Genomic DNA, 20,564 nt, shown 5'->3' on the forward strand with positions numbered 1-20,564 from the left:
GCGATCACGGTGCGGCCGCGTGTGTAGCATCGGTAGTAGTAGTGTTTTGATAAGCCGCCCTCGCTTATATCCCAGCTGGTATAGTTGGGGTCGTCCTCAGCCATTGACACTAACCACTTACATTGATCCTCGCGGTATCCGGGCGGCAGCGGTATTGTGCCGCCGTGATTAAGCTGACCTGTCAAAACGGCAACCTCCGAAGCGTCGGTAATGCCGTAACCCGCCCGCGTACTTGACTTATCAGCTTTGCCCGCAATTTGCTGCAACACTTTGTTCGCAAAATTAGCATCGTTGCCTAATGCCGCTGCAAGCTCTCGGATAGTATCTAGTGCGGCAGGGCTGCCGTTGACAAGTTTTCTTTCGAGAGTATCAACGGCTGACTGCATTTCTCCCGGGCTGACGTTTGTTTTTTGCCATCCTGTCCACCCGCTGCAGGTTTGGTTGCGGGCGTAGATGTCGGTACCATCAAACACGGAGTAAATCTGCTGCACGCCATAGGCCGACGGCATTACCAGCAGCGACCCTGCTTTGACCACAGGATAATTTCGGCGGGTTTGGGCGTTGCTGCTGCTAGTTTGACCATACAAACCTGCTTTGGTAACTGTGTTTAAATCACGGGTGGCCAAATCACTGTCAATCGACAATGCACCGATTTGCTCCGTTACCCAGCTTTGGTAGGTAACGCTTTGTTCGGCTAATTTTTTACCCATTGCCGCCGACAAAGGCTTATCGGCATCGGCGGATGTCAGGTTGTTTACCACTGCGCCGCTGAATATCTGTTTGATTGCATCCGCAAGCTGGTTGGTTTTAGCCTTATCGGGCTGAATACCGGCAGCGGTCAGCACGGCCAACAGCTCGGCCTGAATCTGATTGAGCCACCATGCGGGCAGGATGGTGCCCAGCTCGCTGGTACCGTTGCCGTCTTTAAATTGTTTATCGGGGGTATCGATAGCGTGCATTGTCTATGCCTCATAAGTAAATCGCACTGCGGTATGTGCGGGTTTTAAATCTTGGATAACGGTCTCAATCACGGCATCGCCGTAATCGGTCAACCTGTCGCCCGCCGCCGAGATACCGGCGCGGAATCGGGTAATGCGGTTGTTGCCGCCGCGCACGTTAACGTGCCACACCCACATGATTTCCTGCGGCGCAAGACGGTCGCCCGCACGGTTGACACCGGCGCGGAACGGCTGCGGTTCGGCAATTTGGATTTGATAGCCCGCCGCCTCGGCCAAACGCACAAAATAAGGAATACTCAAGCCGCCTGTTTCGTTTAGCTTGGCCATAACGGCCAACACACGGCGCTGTCGGTTTTTGCCCGTACCGTCCAAACCTAATACGCGCTCCCAATCGGCCAGCATTTGGCCGGCGCTGCGCGGGTCGACGGCATCGGCAACGCTTTGAGCCGATTCCGCCACCGCATCCAGCGCTGCGCCGTCTATTTCTGCCTGCGCCCGCACACGCGGGGCATTGCGGGCATACGACACGGGGGGCAATAGGCCCCGCAAGATGTCTTGATAGCTCATGACGGCATCTCCGTCACATTAATCGCGCCCGCTTTAAACCACTCGATGCGGTTAACCGTATCGGCGGCACGGTTGGCCGTCGGCGCAGTCAGACGGCGGTCGATCACACCATCCACATTGCTGATAGCCGCCTCGATTTGCGACACAGTCAGGCCGTCGCCGGGGATCAGGGTGTCGAAATATTCTTTCAGGGCCGTCCGTATGCGGCGCTTGGCCTCGTCCAAGTCGATGCCGTCGAGCTTGACTTGCACGGTAACAGGCACAGCCGTTACGGTTGGCTTGAGTACCAGCGCATTTTTTGCCGTTACCGGGCGCATCTCGTCGATATAAGCCTGTACGCGGCGCACAGTTTCTTCCGACGGCACACCGTCGGCGGAGGTAATGGCAATATCCACCGTACCCAAGCCGCGGCGCAGCGGATAAACATATGCGCTGGTTACGCCGTCAACACTCAACGCCCAGTTTTTATAGTCATAACGGTTGCCGCCTGCGGGCGGTCGGCGGATGATTTCCAACAGACGCGCCAGCAGTGAGGCATCGCTTTCTTGGTCGGTGCCGCCTTGTACGGTAAGGCGGCATTCGGTGGCCACACCGGCGGGGGCGGCCATCAGTTGCGCCTCGCCGTCGCGCACATTGGCGGCCGCGCCCGGCTCGTCGGCGATTGCCGGTATTTCCGCCGTGCCGCCGCTGCCGATAACGGCGCGGGCGGTAGTGCGGTAAAAACGCTGGCCGATACGCACTTGCAGGCCGTCTGAAAGCATGGATTGCGCAATACCGCTTACGGTCAGCGTGCCGCTGGCCGTGGTAGGATTGCGGCGGCGCAAGCCGCGCATGGAGGCATGCCGCTCCAAATACTCGCGGTCGGCGGTATCAGGGAAAATCTGCCGCACAATCCAGCTTTGATGCGCATATTGCCCTTCGGCGCAGCTGGCCAAACGGCTGGCGTGCACATAATGGTCGCTGTCGGGGCTGATATCGGCATCCGGCCACAGGCTTTTGGTATCGCGCAGGATACGCTCGCGGATTTGCTCAAATGTCGGCGTTTCAAACACGTTTAAAACCTCTTTAAATCACGGGCACTTCGTGGCGGTAATCAAACCCGCCCGCCGCCGTATCCACCCGGATACGCAGGATCAGGCGGCCGTCGTGCGGCTGCTCTGCGCGCACGGTAATCTTGTCGGCACGCCCGCTCTTAACAATCGGTTGCAGTGCCTCATCGGCATATTGCTCGGCCAACAGGCTGACCCGTTGCAGGTCTTTTTCGCGCTGCAACAAATGCAGCAGCGAGCCGAGCGTTTTATCCGCCCACCAGCTGCCCAACGGTGTCATCAAGCGGATATACACGGCATTTTGCAGCGTATCGACGGTGCGGCCGGTATAGTCGCCGGTGCCAGGGTTTAGCTCTTTGTCCATGTTGGCATTTTGCCGTTTTCAGACGGCCTCACGGAGTACACGGACTTCAATCCCGCACGCACAAAAAAAGCAGCCCGAAGGCTGCCAAAGGTCTGCTTGTCTATGCCGGCTCCGCCTCCGAGGTTTTGCCGCCGATGCTGTCGGTATGCGGGTGCTGGCGCAACGATATATCGCCGGCCACCACGTCGCCGTCGGTGTTAAAGCTGCCGCCCGTTTGGTTAACATCGCCGCTAAAGGTGGCTCCGTCGCCGCCCTCGACGGCCATGCCGCCGTTGCCGTTGATTTGGCCTTGCGCCGTCAACACTGCACTGGTCTCCAGCAATGGAGCGTTAAATTTGGCATCCGTGGCCGCATTAACCTCGTATTGTTTGCAGTTAACCCGGTACACGTCGCAATCGGCCTCAATGATTTTGCCTTGCTTAATCACGATTTTTGCACCCTCATGATTAAAAATCGCCGTCTCGCCGGGCTTAAGGTTTTTGATGCGGTAGCTGCCGTGCTGGCTGCACACAATCACACCGTGCGAAGTATTGCCGCCCAGCGGTATCACTACCGCTTCGCTGCCGTCGGGCGGATGGCTGGCGAAGCCGTATTCCTGCAAATGTTCAAGGTCTTGCAGGGTTTCGTCGGCCAAGCCGCTCAACTGCACGCGCTGTATCGGCTCGGACGACACCACCAGCGTGATTTTTCCCCGAAAGGCCGCGCGCAGGGTCTCGCCGATATTTTTAGCAGTTTGTGCCGTTTTTTTCGCCAATTTACTCAAACTCATTCAAATACCGCCGTTTCTGCTTGTTTTTTGCCACCTTTTTTGCCGCCTTTTTTGCCCTTATGGCTCACGCCTTTGCGTTTGCCTTTGCGCTTGCGCGCCGCCTCGGCCTTTTTGGGGTAAGCGTCGGGTGTCCAAATACCGTCCTCTTTGAGCCGCAGCTCGGTTTGCGTGCCATCCATGCGGGATAGCATAAACCGCCGCCCCATCAGAAAAAACACCGCATCGATACCGTGCTCGTCGTCGATCACATGCACACGCTGGCCAGGTTGCCACAATACGCCGTCGCGGGTTTTATGGCCGCCTACGGTTATCGTGAGCGTGAATCCCTCCAGCCGCCAGTCGGCCAGCTGCTTTTTAGCCTGCTTTTGCAATGCGGCCAAATTGTCGGCATCGGACACCACCACCGTTTTGGGGCGGTGCAGCGTCATGGTCGGGTCTTTGTACACCCACTTTAAATCGTGTTTGGCGCTGTCGCCGCTGCGGCCGTGCGATTGCGCCAAAAAAGTAACCTCGGAAAAGCGGTTGTCGGTATCCCACTCAATGTCCATGCGCTCGATATTGCGGCGGTTGTCGGTGCGGCTCCAGCACAATGTCGCCACCGGCGGGCTGCTGTAATCCGCACCGCCCACCACCAACGTGCCGTCCGGCTCCAGCCACGGATGCAGCCCGACCGAGTTGGCAATATGGGTTAATGCCTGCCATACGGTTTCGCCCGGCTCGATGTCAATTTTGTCCAAAGCGGGGTTGTTTTCGGCCTTAAGCACCACCGCTTTAATCTGCGGCCACGGCGCGGCCAGCTTTTTGGCTGCATCCAATACCGTCATGCCCTTTACATTGAGCTGCGGCGCGGAGCAATCCACCAAAAAACCGGCCAAATCACGCCCGCTCAAGCTCAACTCGCGGCTGCCCTTGCTTTTGCCGTGGCGCTGGCTGCCGATGATGCCCGTCATCACGGTTTGGCCGTCTATCACTACCTCGCAGCTCTCTCCGCTTAAATCGGGTATGGCCGCCTCCGGCCCCGACCTGCCGATAGAAAAATCGAAGCTGTCGGCGGGGATTAAAAAGTCGCTGTCGATGTCGTAGCGCTCCCAGTGGCGGTGCTCTTTACCGCCAACACGCACCGACACGGCATAACCGTATGAATTATTTTGCATAGCTATTTACCAAAGTGCCGCGCTTGATAAACGCGGGGTGGTGGATATGGGGATTGAGCCGCACCAGCTCTGCTGCGCGGCTGATATCGCCGTAAAACTCGTGGGCGATTTGGTGTATCGTGCCGTCGATTGGGGCTTGGCGCACAATCAGCGGCGGCTTTTGATTGATGGCCGCCGCAACCAACGCATTCAGACGGCCTGCCGCCGCGCGCAGGGATTCTGCCGTTTGGTAAGCCTCGGTATACACGGCGTTGGCCGTCAGAGTGCCCGACCCGGCAGCAGCCGTCTGCACCGCCCGCAAGGCGGCAATCTCGGCCTGCATACGGCGGCGCATGGCGCGGTTAACCTCAATCAAATCAGGCGCGGTCATCTCTTCGCCGTGCGCCTCGATTAATGCCGTTGCCACCGACAACAGCGATGCCGTGGATAACAGGCGCACCGCCTGCGCTACCGGCTGCACTTGTTTGGCGGTTAAACGGTTCAAGCGGCTTTGCAGGCCGTCTGAAAAACGGCCGGTCAGCAAATTATCAGGGATAGCGGCGGCACGGTCGGCAACAGCCGCAGCCCCGTCAAACCGCTGCCGCGGCGACCAACCGGCATGGTGCATGGCATTATCGGCCAAACCCGCCTCACGGCGTATGCCGGTATCTACCATGACCGCCATATCGGCAAACAGCTTGGCCGAGCCGCTTTTAAACGCCGCTGCGCTGTATCCGCCCCGATCGGGAAAGGCAATTTTGTCCAAATCAAACAAACGGCGCACCGCGCCAAACGTACCCGATGCCGCACTCCAAATGCCCAGCGCGCTGCCCCATAAAGCCGATACGCCCGCATCCACCGCCAACACCGCATCAACAAAGCCGATAGCCGCCTCGCGGTAGGTGTCGATATCAGCAATCAACGCCTCAAGCTCGACCAAAAAGGCGTTTTCAAAAACAAAGATTTCCTGCGCTTCGGCCGCCTCGCGGAAAGTAATATCGATGCCCGCATAATCCACATAATCGGCCTCATGTCGGTAACTCCATGATGCCGCAATCATGTTGTGCATCCGACCCCAAACAGGGTGCACCAGCACGCCGCCGCCCGGCTGCTCCAGCGCATCCATCAGCTTTTTCAGACGGCCTGCATAGCCCTTGCCCCAAAACACCGCATTAATCTGCACCTGCCGCCCGGTCGTACCCATGTCTTCAAGGTCGATACCCTGCACAAACGGTCGAGCATGCTCGGCCAATGCCTTGCCGTTGCTCTCGTCCACCGCCTCAATATCAAAGCCGACGCCCTTGTAAGATGCGTCCTGCAATAAGGTATGCCATCCGCTCATTATTGACCCGCTCCACGGCCGAACATGGCCACTTGATACCGCGATACCTCATTCGCGATAACACGTCCGTCGATATTCAGGTTCACATTGGTATTGATGGTCTGACTTGCCGACGCCATCGCACTTTGCACTTGTGCCAAACCTGTTGTAACTGCAGCCGTATCCTGCGCCAATGCTGCCTGATACGCCGCCGTCTGCTGCTGAATGGCTGCCTGATACGCCGCCGTCTGAGTTGAAAACAACGGAGACAACATCTTATCGGTAGGCTGCGCTGACGGAGCAGCCAAATACTGAGGGACACCACCCCGCGCCTGTTCCCGCTTCGGCGCAGTTTCAAATCGGATACCGTTGTTTTTCAGACGATTAATCATTTCAGGATTTGTCTTGGTACCACGCAAACCCTTTGGCAATGTGCCGTCACCCAAAGACTCGGAATACAGCAACATACCTAACAAACCCGCCCGTTTAACTAACGCTGGATTATTCATGAGCCCGCTACCGGCAGATTTTCCCCATGACAGCAACTTACCGCCTGCCGCTGTGGCACCTGCTGCCACGCCGCCTGCGGAAGCCTTACCCCATCCCAACGCTTTACTACCTACATCTTTCAGAAAGCCGCCACCTTTACCGCCACCGGCGGTTAATAACATTGCGGCAGACGCCGCTGTTGCCGCCGTCGTCAATGCTTGTAGGGCTAGAGTGGCATTGGGGTATTCCGCCGCCAGTTGCTTGAACGCCGTTTCGGCTTCCACCAGCGTCTTGGTCAGGCTCTCTTCCAAGAGTTTTACCGATGCCGCCTGCTCCTGCTTGGCGGCATCCGTCATCATCCGCACCTCGTTGATTTTGCCGATTTTTCCGTTTTCAAGGGTTACGCCGCCCAGTTTTGCCATATAGCCCTGAATTTGTGCCATATCCGTCGCTGCCAGCAGACCTTGTTTTGCCTGCAAGTCGGGCAGAAGTGTCGCCAAGAGCGCGGCTTTCATCATATTTGCCTGTTCGGACGCCGTCTTGTCGCCCGCAGCCGCCCGCGCCTGATACTCCTGATACTGCTTGTCCCTGGACAACATGGCATCGGCAAGGCGGGACAACACCTGCACCGCGTTTTCGCCGTTTTCCTTACCCTTCAATACCGAGCCTACCCAGTCCACGCCTTTTTTGGGGTCGTTCGGATTTGCCATCTTCTTCAGACGACCTATCGTGTCAGGCGACAGAGTTTTACTCAAAAGATTTTGCACATTAGTCGCCGCTTCGGCAGGGCTGCCCGATTTGTTTGCGGCAGATTGCAGGAGCGAGAGCAGGTAGTCCAAACCGCCTATGCCGGTCATGCCTGCCTGTTGGGCAGCAGGCAACAGGGCGGGCAGCTCCCGCACCATGTCTTGAGTCTCGAACGTACCGTCGTAACCCGACTGCAAGACGTGCTCTAGTGCGAGTTGCAGATTGGTATCGGGCAGATTGTCTTTTAAGGCTTTAATCAGCTTCGAGGTCTCCGCCCCCTCCATTTCAGATGCGAGCGAAAAGGCATAGGCCGCCTGCGCTTCCTCTTTAGTTTGGGCGAAATTGAGACCCGTCGTCATCATGCCACTGATGACATCCAAGGCTTTGTCGTGGTTGCCGCCGTTTTTCTGCACCAGTTCGAGTGCCAAGTCCTTGACCTGCCGCGCACCTTCGGTGGCAATCCAAGCCGCCGACTTGCTGTCGTCCTCGATAAACGCCTGACGCGCCACGCGGTTGATGTTCTCGTCAAGCTGCTTGCGGTCATTCATTGCGGGTTTTAAAACCGCATATGCCGCCGCACCGCCCGCAGCGACAGCCGCGCCCGCCCGTCCGATTTTGCCCATCCTGTCCGCAAACCCCGCACCCTGTTTCAATTCCGCGTTCAGCTCGCGGATACGGTTGCGCGTCGCAACCGCCGCCCGTGCCAAATCATTTTGTGATGCCTTGCCGCTGCGCGCCAAGCGGTTAAACGCAGCCTGTGTCAGCATGATTTCGCGTTGAATCTGTTTTTCTGAGCGGATGCCGGTCAACGCATAAGTGTGGCTTTGACGCTCAAGTTGCGCCCGCGATTTCGCCGTCCGCTCCAACTGCCGCTGCGTATCAGCCAGCAGCCGACGCGCGCCGTCGTCCTTGCCGGTCAGCACCAGCGACAGTTTCATATTCCCGTTTGTCATAAAAAACAGCCTCTAAACGTATTAACTCAAGGTCAATTATCGTTTAAAGGCTGGTTAATGGAGGGCGGGACGGGGTTCAACCCCTGGTCAGAAGAAATTCTTCAAATGCCCCGTGGTAAACATCTTTATCTGCCCGGGCTTCTTCAATAACCTCCAAAATCTCATCACGTCTTTTTTGTTTTGCTTTTTCAGTTTTGTAGTTTTGGATTTTAAAGTCCAAATACTCGATACAAACCATATAGTATCGCGTCTTTACTATTCTCCATTCTTTCAAACCGATAGGAATATGGGGATATTTCATTTTTTCCAAAGCCCTATCCATAACGCCGATTCTGGACTGTATGGTTTGCCAATTCCCACTGGAAAGGCATATCGACAAAGATTCCCATAAAATCATCCTATTTCTGTCGTCAATGGAAAGTCGTTGCGTTTGGCAGGTTTTTCTGTAATCGTCAGCGGTATTAGAGGCATGAATTTCACATTGTTCAGCCTCAGCAGTAAACCCCTCCAATGTATTGAGGCGTTTATCTTCCTCTTGCTTAATCAGCATCAACCTCTCCAGCCGTTCTGTTTCTTTTCGTTCGTTTTCTTCCTGCAAGAGCTTTTGCTGTAATTCAAATTTCTTCCGTTTTCTGATTGCTATAACTCGAAAAATCCAAAAAACAAATAAAATACAGGCAATACTTGCAATCCATCTCATTTTACGTTCCCAGAATCTAGATAACATACATAATTATATGAAATAAAGAATTGCAAATATATCCCAACAAATAAAAAGGTCGTCTGAAACTCAAACGCCGCTGCCTATACAGGCAGAAGCACCGTTTCAGACGACCTTTTATTTTCCCTCCGGCTTTTTCAGCCGCTTCGACACAATCACTCCCTCTTCCTTCGGCGTTTTGATGCCCAAGCTCGACAGGATGTCTTCAAACCATGCCGACAGCTCGGCGTGGCACATTTGACGCACCGCGTCCGCGCCTATACCCGCCTTTGCCATCAGGATGACCGCCTGACGGTAGCTTTTGTGTGCCGTCAGGTAGCTGCGTTTGACTGCTCCGCCGCCGACGGCGCGTCGGGGCTCGCCGTAGCGGCGGACGGTTTTAGGCGCAAATCCTCCTGAGCCGCCATCACGGTATGGTAGTCTTCGGTAGAGAGGTTTTCCATCAGCCACTGCGCCGTCAGGATGTCGGATGGGATACCTTGGGCTTCAATCTGCTGCGACCAGTAGGTCAGCATCTCTAGGACGTCGCGTTGCAGCAGTTCGGCTTTTTTGGCGTTTTCGGGCAGCTCGGGCAAGTCATCAATCAGGGCGAACGCCGCCAGTTCGCCGCCGACGGTCAGTGGCTTGAGGCGTAATTCAGATACGACTTTGCCATTGTAGGTCAGCCCGTGGGTCAGTTTGACGGTAATCACGCATTACTCCTTGATTTTGTGCAAAGCAATCATCTCAATGTCGATGCGTGCCTCGTTATCGACTTCATATTGCTCGCTGGTATCGACGGTAAAGCAGTCGAGGTAGGAAGTGCGGCGACCTTCGTCGTTGATGGGGTAAATCGTGATTTTCGCCTTGGTGATATTGTCCCAGTCGATTTCCGTACCGTCGATGGGAATGGCGGCGGTAACGCTTAATTTGTGTTCGGTTACGCCTTCACAATAACCGTTGACTCGGCCGTCGCGGTTCATCGTTTTGACCGGCTTGCGGCCTGTAGTGGTTTGCGGCTTGATGCTGATAATCTCAACGTCGCGGCCGTTCACCTCCATAATCACCGCGCCGGCATAAGTTGCATCGCTCATGTTTTATCCTTTTTTAAGGTTTCAGACGGCCTTTAAACCTGTTTTAAACGCCGTCTGAAAAGGGTTACAAAATCAAATCAATGCGCCCGGCAAAGACGTGCAGGCCGTTGACCACATCGGCGGGGATAATGGCATTAACACGGTTGGGGTCGTTTTGCGCACGCGCCACCACCAGCTTGCCTTTGTTGGCCTCGGCGTTTTCGATGATTTCGGCTTGGTCGAGCTTAATCAGCACGTCCAAAATCTCGCTCTTAACCTTGGGCAGTAGGCGGTCGCTCAATTTGTCGCGCGGAAAACGCAGGGCAATGCGCTCTTTAACGCTGCGGCGCACATAATCCAGCGTGCGGATGGTGGTAATGTCGAGTAGTGCCGGGTCGTCGGTGTTGTTGGCCGACTTGGTATAGGTGGATACGGCACGCATAATCTGCACGCGGTTGTTGACCACTGTGAGCGGGGTCAAGCCGTTGTACAGCGCATTGTTGCATTCTGCAAACAGCGGCCATTGCGCATCAGGTGTAACGGCCAACCCTTTGATTTCCAGCGTGTTCAGCGGCTTGGCAGGGTCTTCTTCAAAGGCCAACACCGCCGCATAACCTGCGGCGATGATGCCGTTTGGCTCTACCGCACCTTTGTACCAAGCACAGGTAATGCGGCCGTCGTTGATTTTGCCGGTAGCGGTGGTGGCCGTGCTCAAGGTCGCACTCATACCCAATACGCCGATACAGCCGCGCTGCTCGATGGCGTTGGATACGTTGGTAATATGGTTGCTCAAGGCTTTGGCGTTGGCGTCATCGCTAAACGGGCTGCAAATAATGTGATAATGCTTGCCCGCCACTTTGGACAAGGCCGTGGCAATGTCCGCATTTTTGGCACCGCCGGTAAAGGCATTGGCTTGATAAGTCAGGCCGGTATTGCCGGTGCTCACGGTTAAGCCGTTCTCGTTGCCGATCTCGCCTTTGTGTTTGGCCGTCAGCGTAACGGCTGCGCCGCTGCCGGATGCGGTAACGGTTACATCGGCGGCAGTGATGGCGGTTTTCAGACGGTCTGCCACTGTGGCGGCGGTCTCGCCGGTGTTAACGGCCGTGCTTACCTGCTTGCCGCCAATCGTGATTTCCACCACGCCCGGCGCGGTGGCCGTGCCGGAAAGGGTAACGGTTGCGGTTGCCTGCACGCCTGCGCTGTGGTCGGCAATACCGATAACGGTCAAATCCAAATAAGGGTTGTTGGCAAATGCTTGGCGCACCATCAAATGCGCCAGTGATCCTTGTCCGAACAAATCGGCCGCCTCGGCATCGCTAAATAGTTGCACCGGCTCTAAGGCGGGCTGTATGCCCGCGGTCAGCATAGGTGCAACCATCAATACCTTTTGCGGATTTTGCGGCAAACCTTGCACGGCATTGCGGGTGTTAAATTCAATATACTGCCCGGGCACGCGGATGCTGCCCGGAATCGTGTCAAAATCAATATGGGGCATCATTACTCTCCCTTAGTATTGCGGGTTTTGGTATTTGGGGCGGCATCCTCAACCACCACCAAATCGCCGTCATCAATCATGCGGCGGTAATACAGGCTGTTGCCGTCCACCTCCACCGGCTCTTGGCCGATATATTCGTGCGGGTTGTGTTCGGTCGGCACACGCAGGCCGTCTGCCGCCGTTACTTTGATTTTGCTCATTGCTTATCCTTAAGGGGTTAGGTTTACAGGTATTTCATGGGCGGATTGCGGGTCGTAAATTTTGCCGTCCAACCCCTCGAAATCAGGCCACGGCTCGCTCAATGTAACCTGATACTTGGTAAAGATATGGTCTGGGTCGTCGGGATTGTCGGCGCGTTCGGGGTAGCGGTCATTTTCCAACCCGCAGGTGTTAAAGCGGATGGCATACTCAACCGCATATATGCTTACTGCGGCGTTTTGCACCAGCACATGATTGGCAATCGCGCGCACCGCTTTGGGCACCAAGCCGCGGCTATCGGCAAAACCGAGCCGCTGGCCGTCAAGCAGGCGGCGAACAGCGCGGATTAAATCGTTGCTGCCGATTTCGCGGCTGTCGATGCCGCCTTGCCGCTGCGCCTGCTCGTTGCGCAGATTGCGGGCCGCCACCATCACCACAAATTCGGCGGTATCCTGATAACGTCCGCATACGCCGCCGGTGCTGGCAGGCTCAACTTTGCTGCCGCCATACGTTACCCAAACCGCAGGCAGCGTATGGATTTGCCCCGCCAAATCGTCGGCCTCGCCGTTGTAGCTTTTAACCGTGCGCACCATGCGACCCAAGCCCCGTTTCAGACGGTCTGTTATCGCTTGCTCAATATCAGTGATCACGCCCGAACACCTTATTTTTACCGTTTACAAACACAATACCGTCTTCTCCCGCGGCCACTTCTTCGCCGCTATCATCCACGCCCAGCTGCACTTCACCTTTGGCCATAGCACGCAGCAGGTCGAGCACGTCGATTTTGTAGCGGTTGCGGATTTCGTCGGTAATCAGCACGCCGTTGGCGGCGGTAAGGCGGTAGCGGGCAATATCGCAACACAAGCGCTTGAGGATGGGCGGCACATCGGTAAACGGACGTTTAAACCGACCCAGATAAGCGTCTATTTCTGCGGTGGCATCGGCCAGTGCCACTGCCGCCACATCCTCGTCAATCAAGCCGTCTTGGTTGCGGTCGGTCAGCTGGATAACCTCCAGCTCGCTGAAACGCGCAACCATATCCTCAACCGTCGCGTATGCCATTACTCGACCGCCTTGCGTTGCAGCATAGGCTCGGCGCAGATTGCCTTCCACACCGCTTCGCCGACTTCGGCGCGCTTCACTTCGCGCCAGCCGCCGTCAAACAGCAGGCCGCCGCGCCAAAATTCTTTGTCGTCTGCGCCGGTACTGACGAGCATCACATCGCGGCTGTCCGCCAAAGAGTCGGCGGCGCGTTGCGTATGCTGCGCTTTGAGTTCGGCAAGTTCGGCGGACAGTGCCTTTTTGTCGTCTTCGGCTTTTGCCAAGGCTGTGGTCAGCATTTCGACATCGTTTCGGGCGGCGGCAAGCTCTGCCTGCACGGCGTCCAATTCGGCTTTGATGTCTTCAAACGACGGGGTGGCGGTTTCGGCGGTTTCTGGTTTGTTGTTGGTTTTTGCCATGATGACTCCTTGTTTCAGACGGCCTTTAAATAGGTGTTAAAGGTCGTCTGAAAACGGTTAGGGTTACAGGTGGACGCAGACGTGCAGTTTCAGACGGCCTTTGAAGGTATTGGTCGTGCCGTTGATTTTGTCGGCTTCCAAGAGTTCGCGGGCTTTGTCTTCCAACTCGGGCGGGACGACCAAGAGGCTGGGTTTCACGTTCAGCACATAGCCGCCGTCGGCTTTGATTTTTTGCATTTTGACGATAATGGCGGCAAGGTTTTCGCGGGTCAGCGCGGTTTTTTCTGCCATGTGCATCAGCTGCCACAAACCGAAACCGGCATTACAACGGCGGCGCGAGCCATACAGATATTCGTCTTCCATGAACACGCGGTCGGATTTGGACGGATCGAATTTAGTTTCGAACTCTGTTTCGGTGCGGTTTTGGAAAATCAAAGGTTTCAGGGTTTTGGTGTCGTCAACGACATAAAATGTAGGTGCGTCGTTGTCTGTACCGGTAGTCAGGTTGGAATAAGGCGTGTTTTGACCTGTGCCATCGTGGTTTTCGAAAACTGGATGGTCAACGTCAAAGAAGTATTGGCCGTCGTAGCCAATGGTGGTTTTGCCTTTCTTGAGCAGACCCCACACCAACGTATCAGGCAAAGCGGCAGCGGATTCACCCATTGCGGCCATCATCGGACGGTACATACCTACTTGGTCGTCTTCGATGTCAGTGCGAGCCACGCCAACAGTCGCTTCGAATTTTTTATTTTCCAAGCTCATTGCCTGATTGCTCATTTTTTTGATCTGACGTGAGCCGACCCACTCGCGCATTTGCGGGAATTTGCCCAGCCACGCATAAGTATTCGTCGAAGTTGTTGACGGAATAGTCATAGCGATAGCAGGGTAGTCAGGCTTAACCGAATCTAAGCCGGACTGAAACTCTTTGCGGAATGCTGCCGTCAGGGCGGCTAAAATTGCTGCCTTATTCATTACTTACCTTCGCTTTCTTTGATTTTTACAAATTCTTCGCCGGACATGCCCAGCATTTTTGCTGCGGCTGCCTCTTCCGCAGTCAGTGCGGCGACGCGTTCGTCGGGTGCTTTGCCGCCCGTTTGCGAGCCTGCCAGTGCAGCGACCGGCTGGGCGTTTTCAATAAAGCCGGTTAAAAATGCCAAGCCGTTTGGCTGTTTCAATACGCCTTCGGCCCATTCTTTTTGTGCCGGCAGCAATTTACCTGCACTCAAAGCAGCGGTAATCAGCTCTTGGCCTTTATCGGCTTCGCGTTCGGCAGTCAGTGCAGCCACTTGGCTTTGCAGCTCGGCCACTACCGACACCGGCGCATATTGAGTCAAATCAGGCTGGCCGCCTTGCGCAGACAGCGCGGCGATTTTGTCGTCTTTATCGGCCAAATCTTTAAAGATAGCGGCAGACAAAGCCACATCTTTCGGTTTGGCCTGCAAAAGCGCAGTCAGGGCTGCGGTTAATTCGGCTTCCTCTGCCTGCGGCAGGCCGAGCAGTTGTTGCAACAACTCTTTCATCGGGGTTTGCTCCGTTTCAGGTTTGATAAACTGTGCCGACGCAGCCGCCAACACCTCGTCCATGCCGTCCAACGCAGGATAATTGGTCAGCGCGGCATGGTAGATTTTGCGGACGTAGCCTTTAGTGTCGTAAGAAAACACCGCCGAGACATAGCGGTATTCCTTGGCCGCAATCGCAGCCGCCGCTTTATCCGTCCACTCGACATCGGCGAACAAGCCTTTAGGCGTAAAATCCAGCCAGCGCATCCAACCGGCGGCAGGTGCGGGCTGGCCGTTTTTTTCCTTATAAAGCGTCTGGTGCTCATAATCGACCACCAACTGATTACGCGAAGCATTGGCCAAAGCCACGACATCATTGCCGTTTTCCTCAGTTAAAAACCAAGCCGGCACATCATTCGGGCGGCCGTCCACCGCGCGAAACTCACCATAGGGCAGCAGCTGAATGCGGCCGTCTTTCGGCTGCACCTCAAAGCTACACGCAGCGAGACTCAGTTGTTGTTTGTCTTTAGGCATATTCCACTCCTTGTCGATAGTGGCCATTTTCCGGCTTTTTTCACACCATAAAGAGCGGACACGCTTCAAACCCGCCGCCGACATTCAGCCGATAGAATTAAATCCGTTTCAGAGCCTTTTTAAATTCGCCTAGGATTGCGTTTAAATCTTCTGATAGGGGTTTGCCTTACCGTCATAAAAAAACGCGCTAAAAAGCGCGTTTTTCAGGCCGTCTGAAAATCAGCCGATCAGATTGGCGAAATAATCCTGCACATCATCCATTAAAGCCTGCTTGTCGTCGTTGCTCAAAACCAAAAATTCACGCTGCGGAATACGCACCTTGCGGCCACGTCCCGCCATGCCGCCGAAATTGTGAATCGCAGCATAAACCAGATTGGTGCCAACCAGCGCGGTGTCATTGTCGGAAAAGGTACTGAAGCTGTTGCGTAGCGCACCGGTATCGTTCAGCGGCTTACCGTTGCGGTATTTCAGCCCCAACCATTTCGGACGGCCGCCCGCGCGGAAATTATCACGCACGCCTTTGTGCATGGTTTCCGATAAGCGGCGCATAAGCAGATAGCGGTTTTCCACGCCACTGCCCAAACGTTCGAGCTGGTTTTGCACCACAAACAGGTTGTCGATTTGGACTTCAATCATGCTATAATCATCTCAAGACATCGGAAAAGCGGTGATAATCTCGATACCGCAGCCTACCCGAAAGGGTGACCGAGAGCGTGTGCAAGTGATTTCGAGCCTTGCCCGATGTCTTACTTCAACACTTCTTTCTTTTCCATTAGTTTTCTGATTTCTTTCTCATTACTGATTCGGTACGACTGCAAATATACTTCCTCCACGTCGTCGATATACTTCAAAACCGCCCATAAATATTCCTGATTGCGTTGAGTTGTAAAAATCAACTCTCTGCCATCTCTGATAATATGGTCTGGATTAGCCAAAAATTCAGGCAGAAAAGCATAATAATCCTCCGCAAAACCTTGCCCCTCTCGGCTATCCACCTGCTTAATCAGTGTATCGTCCGATAACCAAACAGTCGCCCGCTTCAACCCCGTACGTTGTTGCACTTCTTTACTCAACACGCCTGCCGCAAATTTCACTTGCCGCGACAACTTGTTGCGGATGTCGATTTTTTCGGCATTATCAGGCTTGCCGTCAATTTTCAGACGGCCTTTCACTTCATAAAACTCTTCCGAAAGCTGTTTAAACACCGCCTTAAATTCCGCACCGCCCATTTCCGCCTTTGCAAACTCATGCGCCAAACCACGGTCGTATTGGTCTAAATTCGGCCGGTAATTCATGCGGCCGGCATTGTAGCCAAAACCACGGTCGGTGGTGTGCAGGCTGCCGTCGGGTGCTTTATAGGCAATCGTCGGGTAGCTGTCGCCTTTTTTGTTGTAGACCTTATGGGTCTCCACCAAATTATGTTCGCCCGACTGGCTCAACACTTTGCCGTCGCGTTGCATATCGCGCTCACTCAACGCAATCACCGAGCAGCGGCAGCGATAGCCGTTGGGCGGGTAAAAGGTTGCCCAAAACGGGTCGTCGTAGCGGTACACCAAGCCATCCATCGCAGCGTGTGCCGGTCGTGTGCGGTGGTCGCCCACTGCGTCATACATCCAATACGGGCGGCTGTCGATGTTGGCCATATAGCCTTGATATTGGCCGGCACTGTAAGCCGTCTGCATATTGGTGCGGTAGATATTTTCCAACCGGCGCGGCGCACCAAATACTTCGCCGCTGGTCGGGTCAATAATAACTTTGCCATCGTGGCCGTTAGGGTGCAGCCAGCCTTTGTTTTGCAGGTGCTGCAAGATGTCTTTGCGCCAATCGGCAAATGCTTGCCCGTTGTCGGCCGCCTTAATCATGGATTGCTTGATATCGTTGAGCATATCCAAATCGGTTATGCGGGCGATGGTGTACACCTTGGCGATTTCCGAGGCCGTCAGGTTGCGGTAGCTTTCGGCGGTCACGCCTTTGGCTTGCAGCCACTCAATCGCTTTTGCAGGTTTGAGGCCGAGGGCAAACTTAATGCTTGGCATTGGCTTGCCCCAACAGATCGCTCAAAAACAGCGCATTTTGCATATAGCCTTGCAGGGTTTGGTTATCCAACTGCGGGTAGAGCGCGGTCAAGGCGGCATCTGCCTCTTCGTAGCTATCACACGCTGCCAGCGCGGCCACCGCCTGTTTGATAATCGGATTGAGCTGCGCGTTAAAGTCGGGCATTTCCAACGCCTCGTCCAATGAGCCGTCCAATACCTGCTGCTCGCGGGCGGCGGGGCGGCCTGCCGGTATGCGTGCGGACAATGCCGCCAGCGCAGCTTGATGCACGGGATTATCCGGCACCACACGCGCCAGCACCCGCTCGCCCTCGGCAGGCTCGGGAATTACCAGCTTGTCGCGCACCCAACTCTCCGGGATTTGAACGCCCACGTCCACCAGCTTAGGGATGGCTTCGGCCATTACCGCAATGTCCTCCGCCTCGCGCGTATCAAACTCAAATTTGGGTATGCGGTTCTGGTCGGTATTAGGATGGTTGATTTGCAGGTAGGGCAAGATAATCTGTTGGGTAATGGTCTGTGCCACTTGCTTGGCATCCGACACCAGCAAATCACGGCGCACCTCGTTGTGCACTTTGCCCAGCGCATTAGTGCTGCTTTTGCCGTCGGCTCCGCTGGTGAGCGTTTGCCCCAAAATCAGGCGCGCGGCGGATTTTTCGCACCAGTCGGCCATCTGCAAAAACGGGTTGCTGGTGGCAGTCGTGCCGCTGGCCGCTTGATGCAGCTCGACTTCCATGCCTTCGGGCATGATGCCCGCCGCGTTGTGGCCGATTTCGGCAACCGCGCGCAACAGCGTACGTTTTTCTTCCTCCGTTGCACCCGCCCCGTATTTGCCGATACGGATGGGCATGCCGTAAAGCTCCAAAAACTCGGCAAAATCATGCACGGCGTAATGCTTAAACATATACAGCCAGGCAAGCGTGCGGAAAAGCCCGTTGCGCGCCTGCTGGACGCTGCGCGATTTTTGGGTATGAACGACCCAGCCCAGCGGCCACAACGCTTCGCCTTCCGGATTTTCGCGGGTACGTAGCAGCAGCCCGTCGTCTTTGTCCCATTTGAACCAGCTTTGCGGGCGGTGGATAAAGTTTCGGGGTAGGTAAAGGCCGTCTGAAAATACCCACTCGACCTCCAACGCAGAAAATCCGTGCCCGACAGCGTCCATCAAATCCATAATCAGGTCTTCGAGGGTAGGCAGGCTGTCCATCATTTCGTAGGCTTGGTCGGACAGCTTTTCTTCTTCGGGCGTCGCATTTCGCGGCGGGGCGACGCGCCAGTTGAGCGTCAGCAGCGCGCGTTTGCGCGTACCCATATTTGCCGCGATGTCGCTGTCGCGCTCCTCAATGTCCGCGAAAAGCTCGTGTTGGGCGCGGATGTCGCCGCTTTCCGCGTCCTCGAAGAGGGCGCGCATCTTTTGTGGCGTAATAAAATTGGACGGATGTTCGGCGATAACTCGACCGGTCGCCGTAATTTGAGCCACGTCCGTCTGCAATGCAGCTTCGGGCTTTTGGATTTTAGTTTTATTGTTCTTTTTTGCCATTATCGGCTCCATTTACTTTTTATCTCGTCACCAAAATCGTTATCGGTAGGGCTTTGCCATTCTATCGGCACACAATTCGCCACCGCCACCGACCACAGCATATGCAACGCATCGGGGCCGTCGTCGTGGTCGGCATCGGGGAACTCCCGCAACTGCTCAATCAATACACGCTGCTCCGGTAACAGTTTGATAAATCCGTTGGCAAAATGCGGTTGTATACTTTCAATCCTCATCACTTTTTCTGCGCTTGGTTTGACTCCACGCGCAGGAACATGTGTCCCCTGTTTTGCTGCCTCTTTAATCAGTTCGTCTTTGAAAAATTCTTGAAACTGGACGGTTTCGATGACCCACAGTAGGCAGCCGTACTGCTTTTGCATTCTGATGACATCCTGAATAATCAGACTCGGGACACGCTTCTTGATGGACGCCTCCACCACAAACAGCGTGCCAGTGGCGCGTTGGTAGCCACCGACTAAAATGGCGGATGGGTCTGTGCCTTTGCCCTGTTTGCCCAACGAAGGATCAACCGCGCCAAAATACACGACATCATGCGGCAGGGTGCGGTAATAACAGTTGTCCAAATAATCAGCAAAAATCGCATTTTCGGGATTGCCCGGCTGGTTTTGGTACTCGCAGTTAAAAACATGGATGCCGTCGCGGGCGCGGATTTTCATCAGGGCGAGAAGCGGTCGTTTGCTCCAACTCACTTCGCTGCCTTCCAACATTGCCGCTTCGTTTGCTTCGTAAAACGCCTGAGCCGCCTTTTCGTTGGCGCGGTTTTCTTTTGGCGTGTTGCGGTAGATGTTTTCCCATTCCGCCCACAAATCCATATTGACAGGCCACTTCATGATGGCGGAAAAGCGCACACTGCGCCAAAACGGATTTTTCAACACCCGCGCCAATACACTGTCCAAACATAAAATCGTACCGACATACAAAATGTCGCACTTCGCACCCGCGCCGCCCAAAGGATTGATAACGCTGCCTATCCACTTGGTCAGTTTGTCGCGCAGGCGGATGTTTTCGGAATGTTTTTCATTTTCCAAATCGTCGAGATAGACCGCATCGGGGCGCACCTCGCCTTTTTTCGCGCCGCGAATGCCTTGTCCCGCGCCATAGGCTTTGAATTGGTTGTTTTGGCGGGTTCGGATTTCACCGATACGCCATACCTGCCCCTGCCCACAGACTTCAGGAAAGTCCAACTGCAACGCGGGATTGTCGGTCAGTTCAGTTTTAATGGCCTCGACGATGGCGTCGGCTTGGTCTTCGGTGTCAGATACGATGACGGTATTGTGTTTGGCATTGCGCACTTCGCGCCAAAGGGCAAACGCCTGTACGGTCAGCGATGTTTTCGCTTCGCCGCGCGATGCCGCACAACCCTGCAAGACCGACTCCGGCTCTTTTTCGATTTCGGGTAGCTCTGTGTATGCCCATGTATGGAAAACAGATTCGCTGTCGTCGGGGAAATAATGCGGCAGATAAGTCTTGCAGAAAAAACGGAAAGCCTCGGGCGTACACTGCATCACTTTGGCGCGACGCTCGGCAATATCCGCAGGCGCAGCAGATAATCCGATATCCGCCGCACTGATGCGCCGATTGATGTCTGCCCGGATGGCGGACATTCGGGCACGCAGTTCGGATTGGCTTAATTTTCCCTGCATGA

Annotated in this window: 21 protein-coding genes and 2 pseudogenes; all 23 read right to left on the minus strand. The window is 55.1% G+C overall.

Annotated features, from left to right (window positions below; genetic code table 11):
- Positions 1–773: 773 nt before the first annotated feature.
- Positions 774–959, minus strand: a pseudogene (locus HMPREF3052_RS12145) (tail fiber protein); the annotation flags it as partial.
- A 3-nt stretch (positions 960–962) separates the two neighbouring features.
- On the minus strand, positions 963–1,526 hold the full coding sequence (locus tag HMPREF3052_RS08145; RefSeq protein ID WP_070749446.1) for a YmfQ family protein: 564 nt from the start codon (positions 1,524–1,526) through the stop codon (positions 963–965).
- The gene (locus HMPREF3052_RS08150; protein WP_070749447.1) at positions 1,523–2,578 is read right to left on the minus strand and encodes a baseplate J/gp47 family protein; all 1,056 of its coding nucleotides are present in this window, start codon (positions 2,576–2,578) and stop codon (positions 1,523–1,525) included. The genes HMPREF3052_RS08145 and HMPREF3052_RS08150 overlap by 4 nt, the downstream gene beginning before the upstream one ends.
- Before the next feature lie 13 nt (positions 2,579–2,591).
- Positions 2,592–2,939: a phage GP46 family protein gene (locus tag HMPREF3052_RS08155; protein ID WP_003750349.1), complete on the minus strand. Its 348-nt coding sequence runs from the start codon at positions 2,937–2,939 to the stop codon at positions 2,592–2,594.
- Between the two features lie 100 nt (positions 2,940–3,039).
- A complete protein-coding gene (locus tag HMPREF3052_RS08160; RefSeq protein WP_070749448.1) occupies positions 3,040–3,708 on the minus strand; it encodes a phage baseplate assembly protein V in 669 nt (222 codons plus the stop codon).
- Complete coding sequence (locus HMPREF3052_RS08165; RefSeq protein WP_070749449.1) at positions 3,705–4,862, minus strand: phage baseplate assembly protein; 1,158 nt, start codon at positions 4,860–4,862, stop codon at positions 3,705–3,707. Before HMPREF3052_RS08165 ends, HMPREF3052_RS08160 begins: the two co-directional genes overlap by 4 nt.
- Positions 4,852–6,183 carry a DNA circularization protein gene (locus HMPREF3052_RS08170; RefSeq protein WP_070749450.1) on the minus strand — a complete coding sequence of 444 codons (1,332 nt, stop codon included), beginning with the start codon at positions 6,181–6,183 and terminating at the stop codon, positions 4,852–4,854. Before HMPREF3052_RS08170 ends, HMPREF3052_RS08165 begins: the two co-directional genes overlap by 11 nt.
- The gene (locus tag HMPREF3052_RS08175; protein ID WP_070749451.1) at positions 6,183–8,351 is read right to left on the minus strand and encodes a phage tail tape measure protein; all 2,169 of its coding nucleotides are present in this window, start codon (positions 8,349–8,351) and stop codon (positions 6,183–6,185) included. Before HMPREF3052_RS08175 ends, HMPREF3052_RS08170 begins: the two co-directional genes overlap by 1 nt.
- Positions 8,352–8,427: 76 nt before the next feature.
- Positions 8,428–9,051 (minus strand): hypothetical protein, encoded by a 624-nt coding sequence (locus tag HMPREF3052_RS08180; RefSeq protein WP_070749452.1) that lies wholly within the window; start codon positions 9,049–9,051, stop codon positions 8,428–8,430.
- A gap of 138 nt (positions 9,052–9,189) precedes the next feature.
- A complete protein-coding gene (locus HMPREF3052_RS11790) occupies positions 9,190–9,348 on the minus strand; it encodes a hypothetical protein (protein WP_168165945.1) in 159 nt (52 codons plus the stop codon).
- A 35-nt stretch (positions 9,349–9,383) separates the two neighbouring features.
- Entirely contained in the window at positions 9,384–9,764 is a 381-nt protein-coding gene (locus HMPREF3052_RS08185) for a hypothetical protein (RefSeq protein WP_070749453.1), read from the minus strand.
- 3 nt (positions 9,765–9,767) lie between these two features.
- Positions 9,768–10,145, minus strand: coding sequence for a phage tail protein (locus HMPREF3052_RS08190; RefSeq protein WP_070749454.1), 378 nt, complete (start codon positions 10,143–10,145; stop codon positions 9,768–9,770).
- Between the two features lie 64 nt (positions 10,146–10,209).
- Positions 10,210–11,619: a phage tail sheath subtilisin-like domain-containing protein gene (locus tag HMPREF3052_RS08195; RefSeq protein WP_141756628.1), complete on the minus strand. Its 1,410-nt coding sequence runs from the start codon at positions 11,617–11,619 to the stop codon at positions 10,210–10,212.
- A gap of 2 nt (positions 11,620–11,621) precedes the next feature.
- Complete coding sequence (locus HMPREF3052_RS08200; RefSeq protein WP_002225238.1) at positions 11,622–11,819, minus strand: DUF2635 domain-containing protein; 198 nt, start codon at positions 11,817–11,819, stop codon at positions 11,622–11,624.
- A pseudogene (locus tag HMPREF3052_RS08205) lies at positions 11,816–12,467 on the minus strand (DUF1834 family protein). Before HMPREF3052_RS08205 ends, HMPREF3052_RS08200 begins: the two are co-directional and overlap by 4 nt.
- A complete protein-coding gene (locus tag HMPREF3052_RS08210; RefSeq protein WP_003750335.1) occupies positions 12,457–12,879 on the minus strand; it encodes a gp436 family protein in 423 nt (140 codons plus the stop codon). The pseudogene HMPREF3052_RS08205 and the gene HMPREF3052_RS08210 overlap by 11 nt, the downstream one beginning before the upstream one ends.
- A complete protein-coding gene (locus HMPREF3052_RS08215) occupies positions 12,879–13,277 on the minus strand; it encodes an ATP-binding protein (RefSeq protein ID WP_070749457.1) in 399 nt (132 codons plus the stop codon). The genes HMPREF3052_RS08210 and HMPREF3052_RS08215 overlap by 1 nt, the downstream gene beginning before the upstream one ends.
- 63 nt (positions 13,278–13,340) lie before the next feature.
- Complete coding sequence (locus HMPREF3052_RS08220) at positions 13,341–14,249, minus strand: Mu-like prophage major head subunit gpT family protein (protein ID WP_070749458.1); 909 nt, start codon at positions 14,247–14,249, stop codon at positions 13,341–13,343.
- Positions 14,249–15,310, minus strand: a complete 1,062-nt coding sequence (locus HMPREF3052_RS08225; protein WP_070749537.1) for a phage protease — start codon at positions 15,308–15,310, stop codon at positions 14,249–14,251. The genes HMPREF3052_RS08220 and HMPREF3052_RS08225 overlap by 1 nt, the downstream gene beginning before the upstream one ends.
- A 219-nt stretch (positions 15,311–15,529) precedes the next feature.
- The gene (locus tag HMPREF3052_RS08230; protein WP_070749459.1) at positions 15,530–15,946 is read right to left on the minus strand and encodes a phage virion morphogenesis protein; all 417 of its coding nucleotides are present in this window, start codon (positions 15,944–15,946) and stop codon (positions 15,530–15,532) included.
- A 110-nt stretch (positions 15,947–16,056) separates the two neighbouring features.
- On the minus strand, positions 16,057–17,346 hold the full coding sequence (locus HMPREF3052_RS08235) for a phage minor head protein (protein ID WP_070749460.1): 1,290 nt from the start codon (positions 17,344–17,346) through the stop codon (positions 16,057–16,059).
- Positions 17,333–18,901 carry a DUF935 domain-containing protein gene (locus HMPREF3052_RS08240; RefSeq protein WP_070749461.1) on the minus strand — a complete coding sequence of 523 codons (1,569 nt, stop codon included), beginning with the start codon at positions 18,899–18,901 and terminating at the stop codon, positions 17,333–17,335. The genes HMPREF3052_RS08235 and HMPREF3052_RS08240 overlap by 14 nt, the downstream gene beginning before the upstream one ends.
- Positions 18,901–20,562: a phage terminase large subunit gene (terL, locus tag HMPREF3052_RS08245; protein ID WP_283126970.1), complete on the minus strand. Its 1,662-nt coding sequence runs from the start codon at positions 20,560–20,562 to the stop codon at positions 18,901–18,903. Before terL ends, HMPREF3052_RS08240 begins: the two co-directional genes overlap by 1 nt.
- Positions 20,563–20,564 lie beyond the last annotated feature (2 nt).

Source organism: Neisseria sp. HMSC056A03 (assembly GCF_001815685.1).
GTDB lineage: Bacteria > Pseudomonadota > Gammaproteobacteria > Burkholderiales > Neisseriaceae > Neisseria > Neisseria subflava.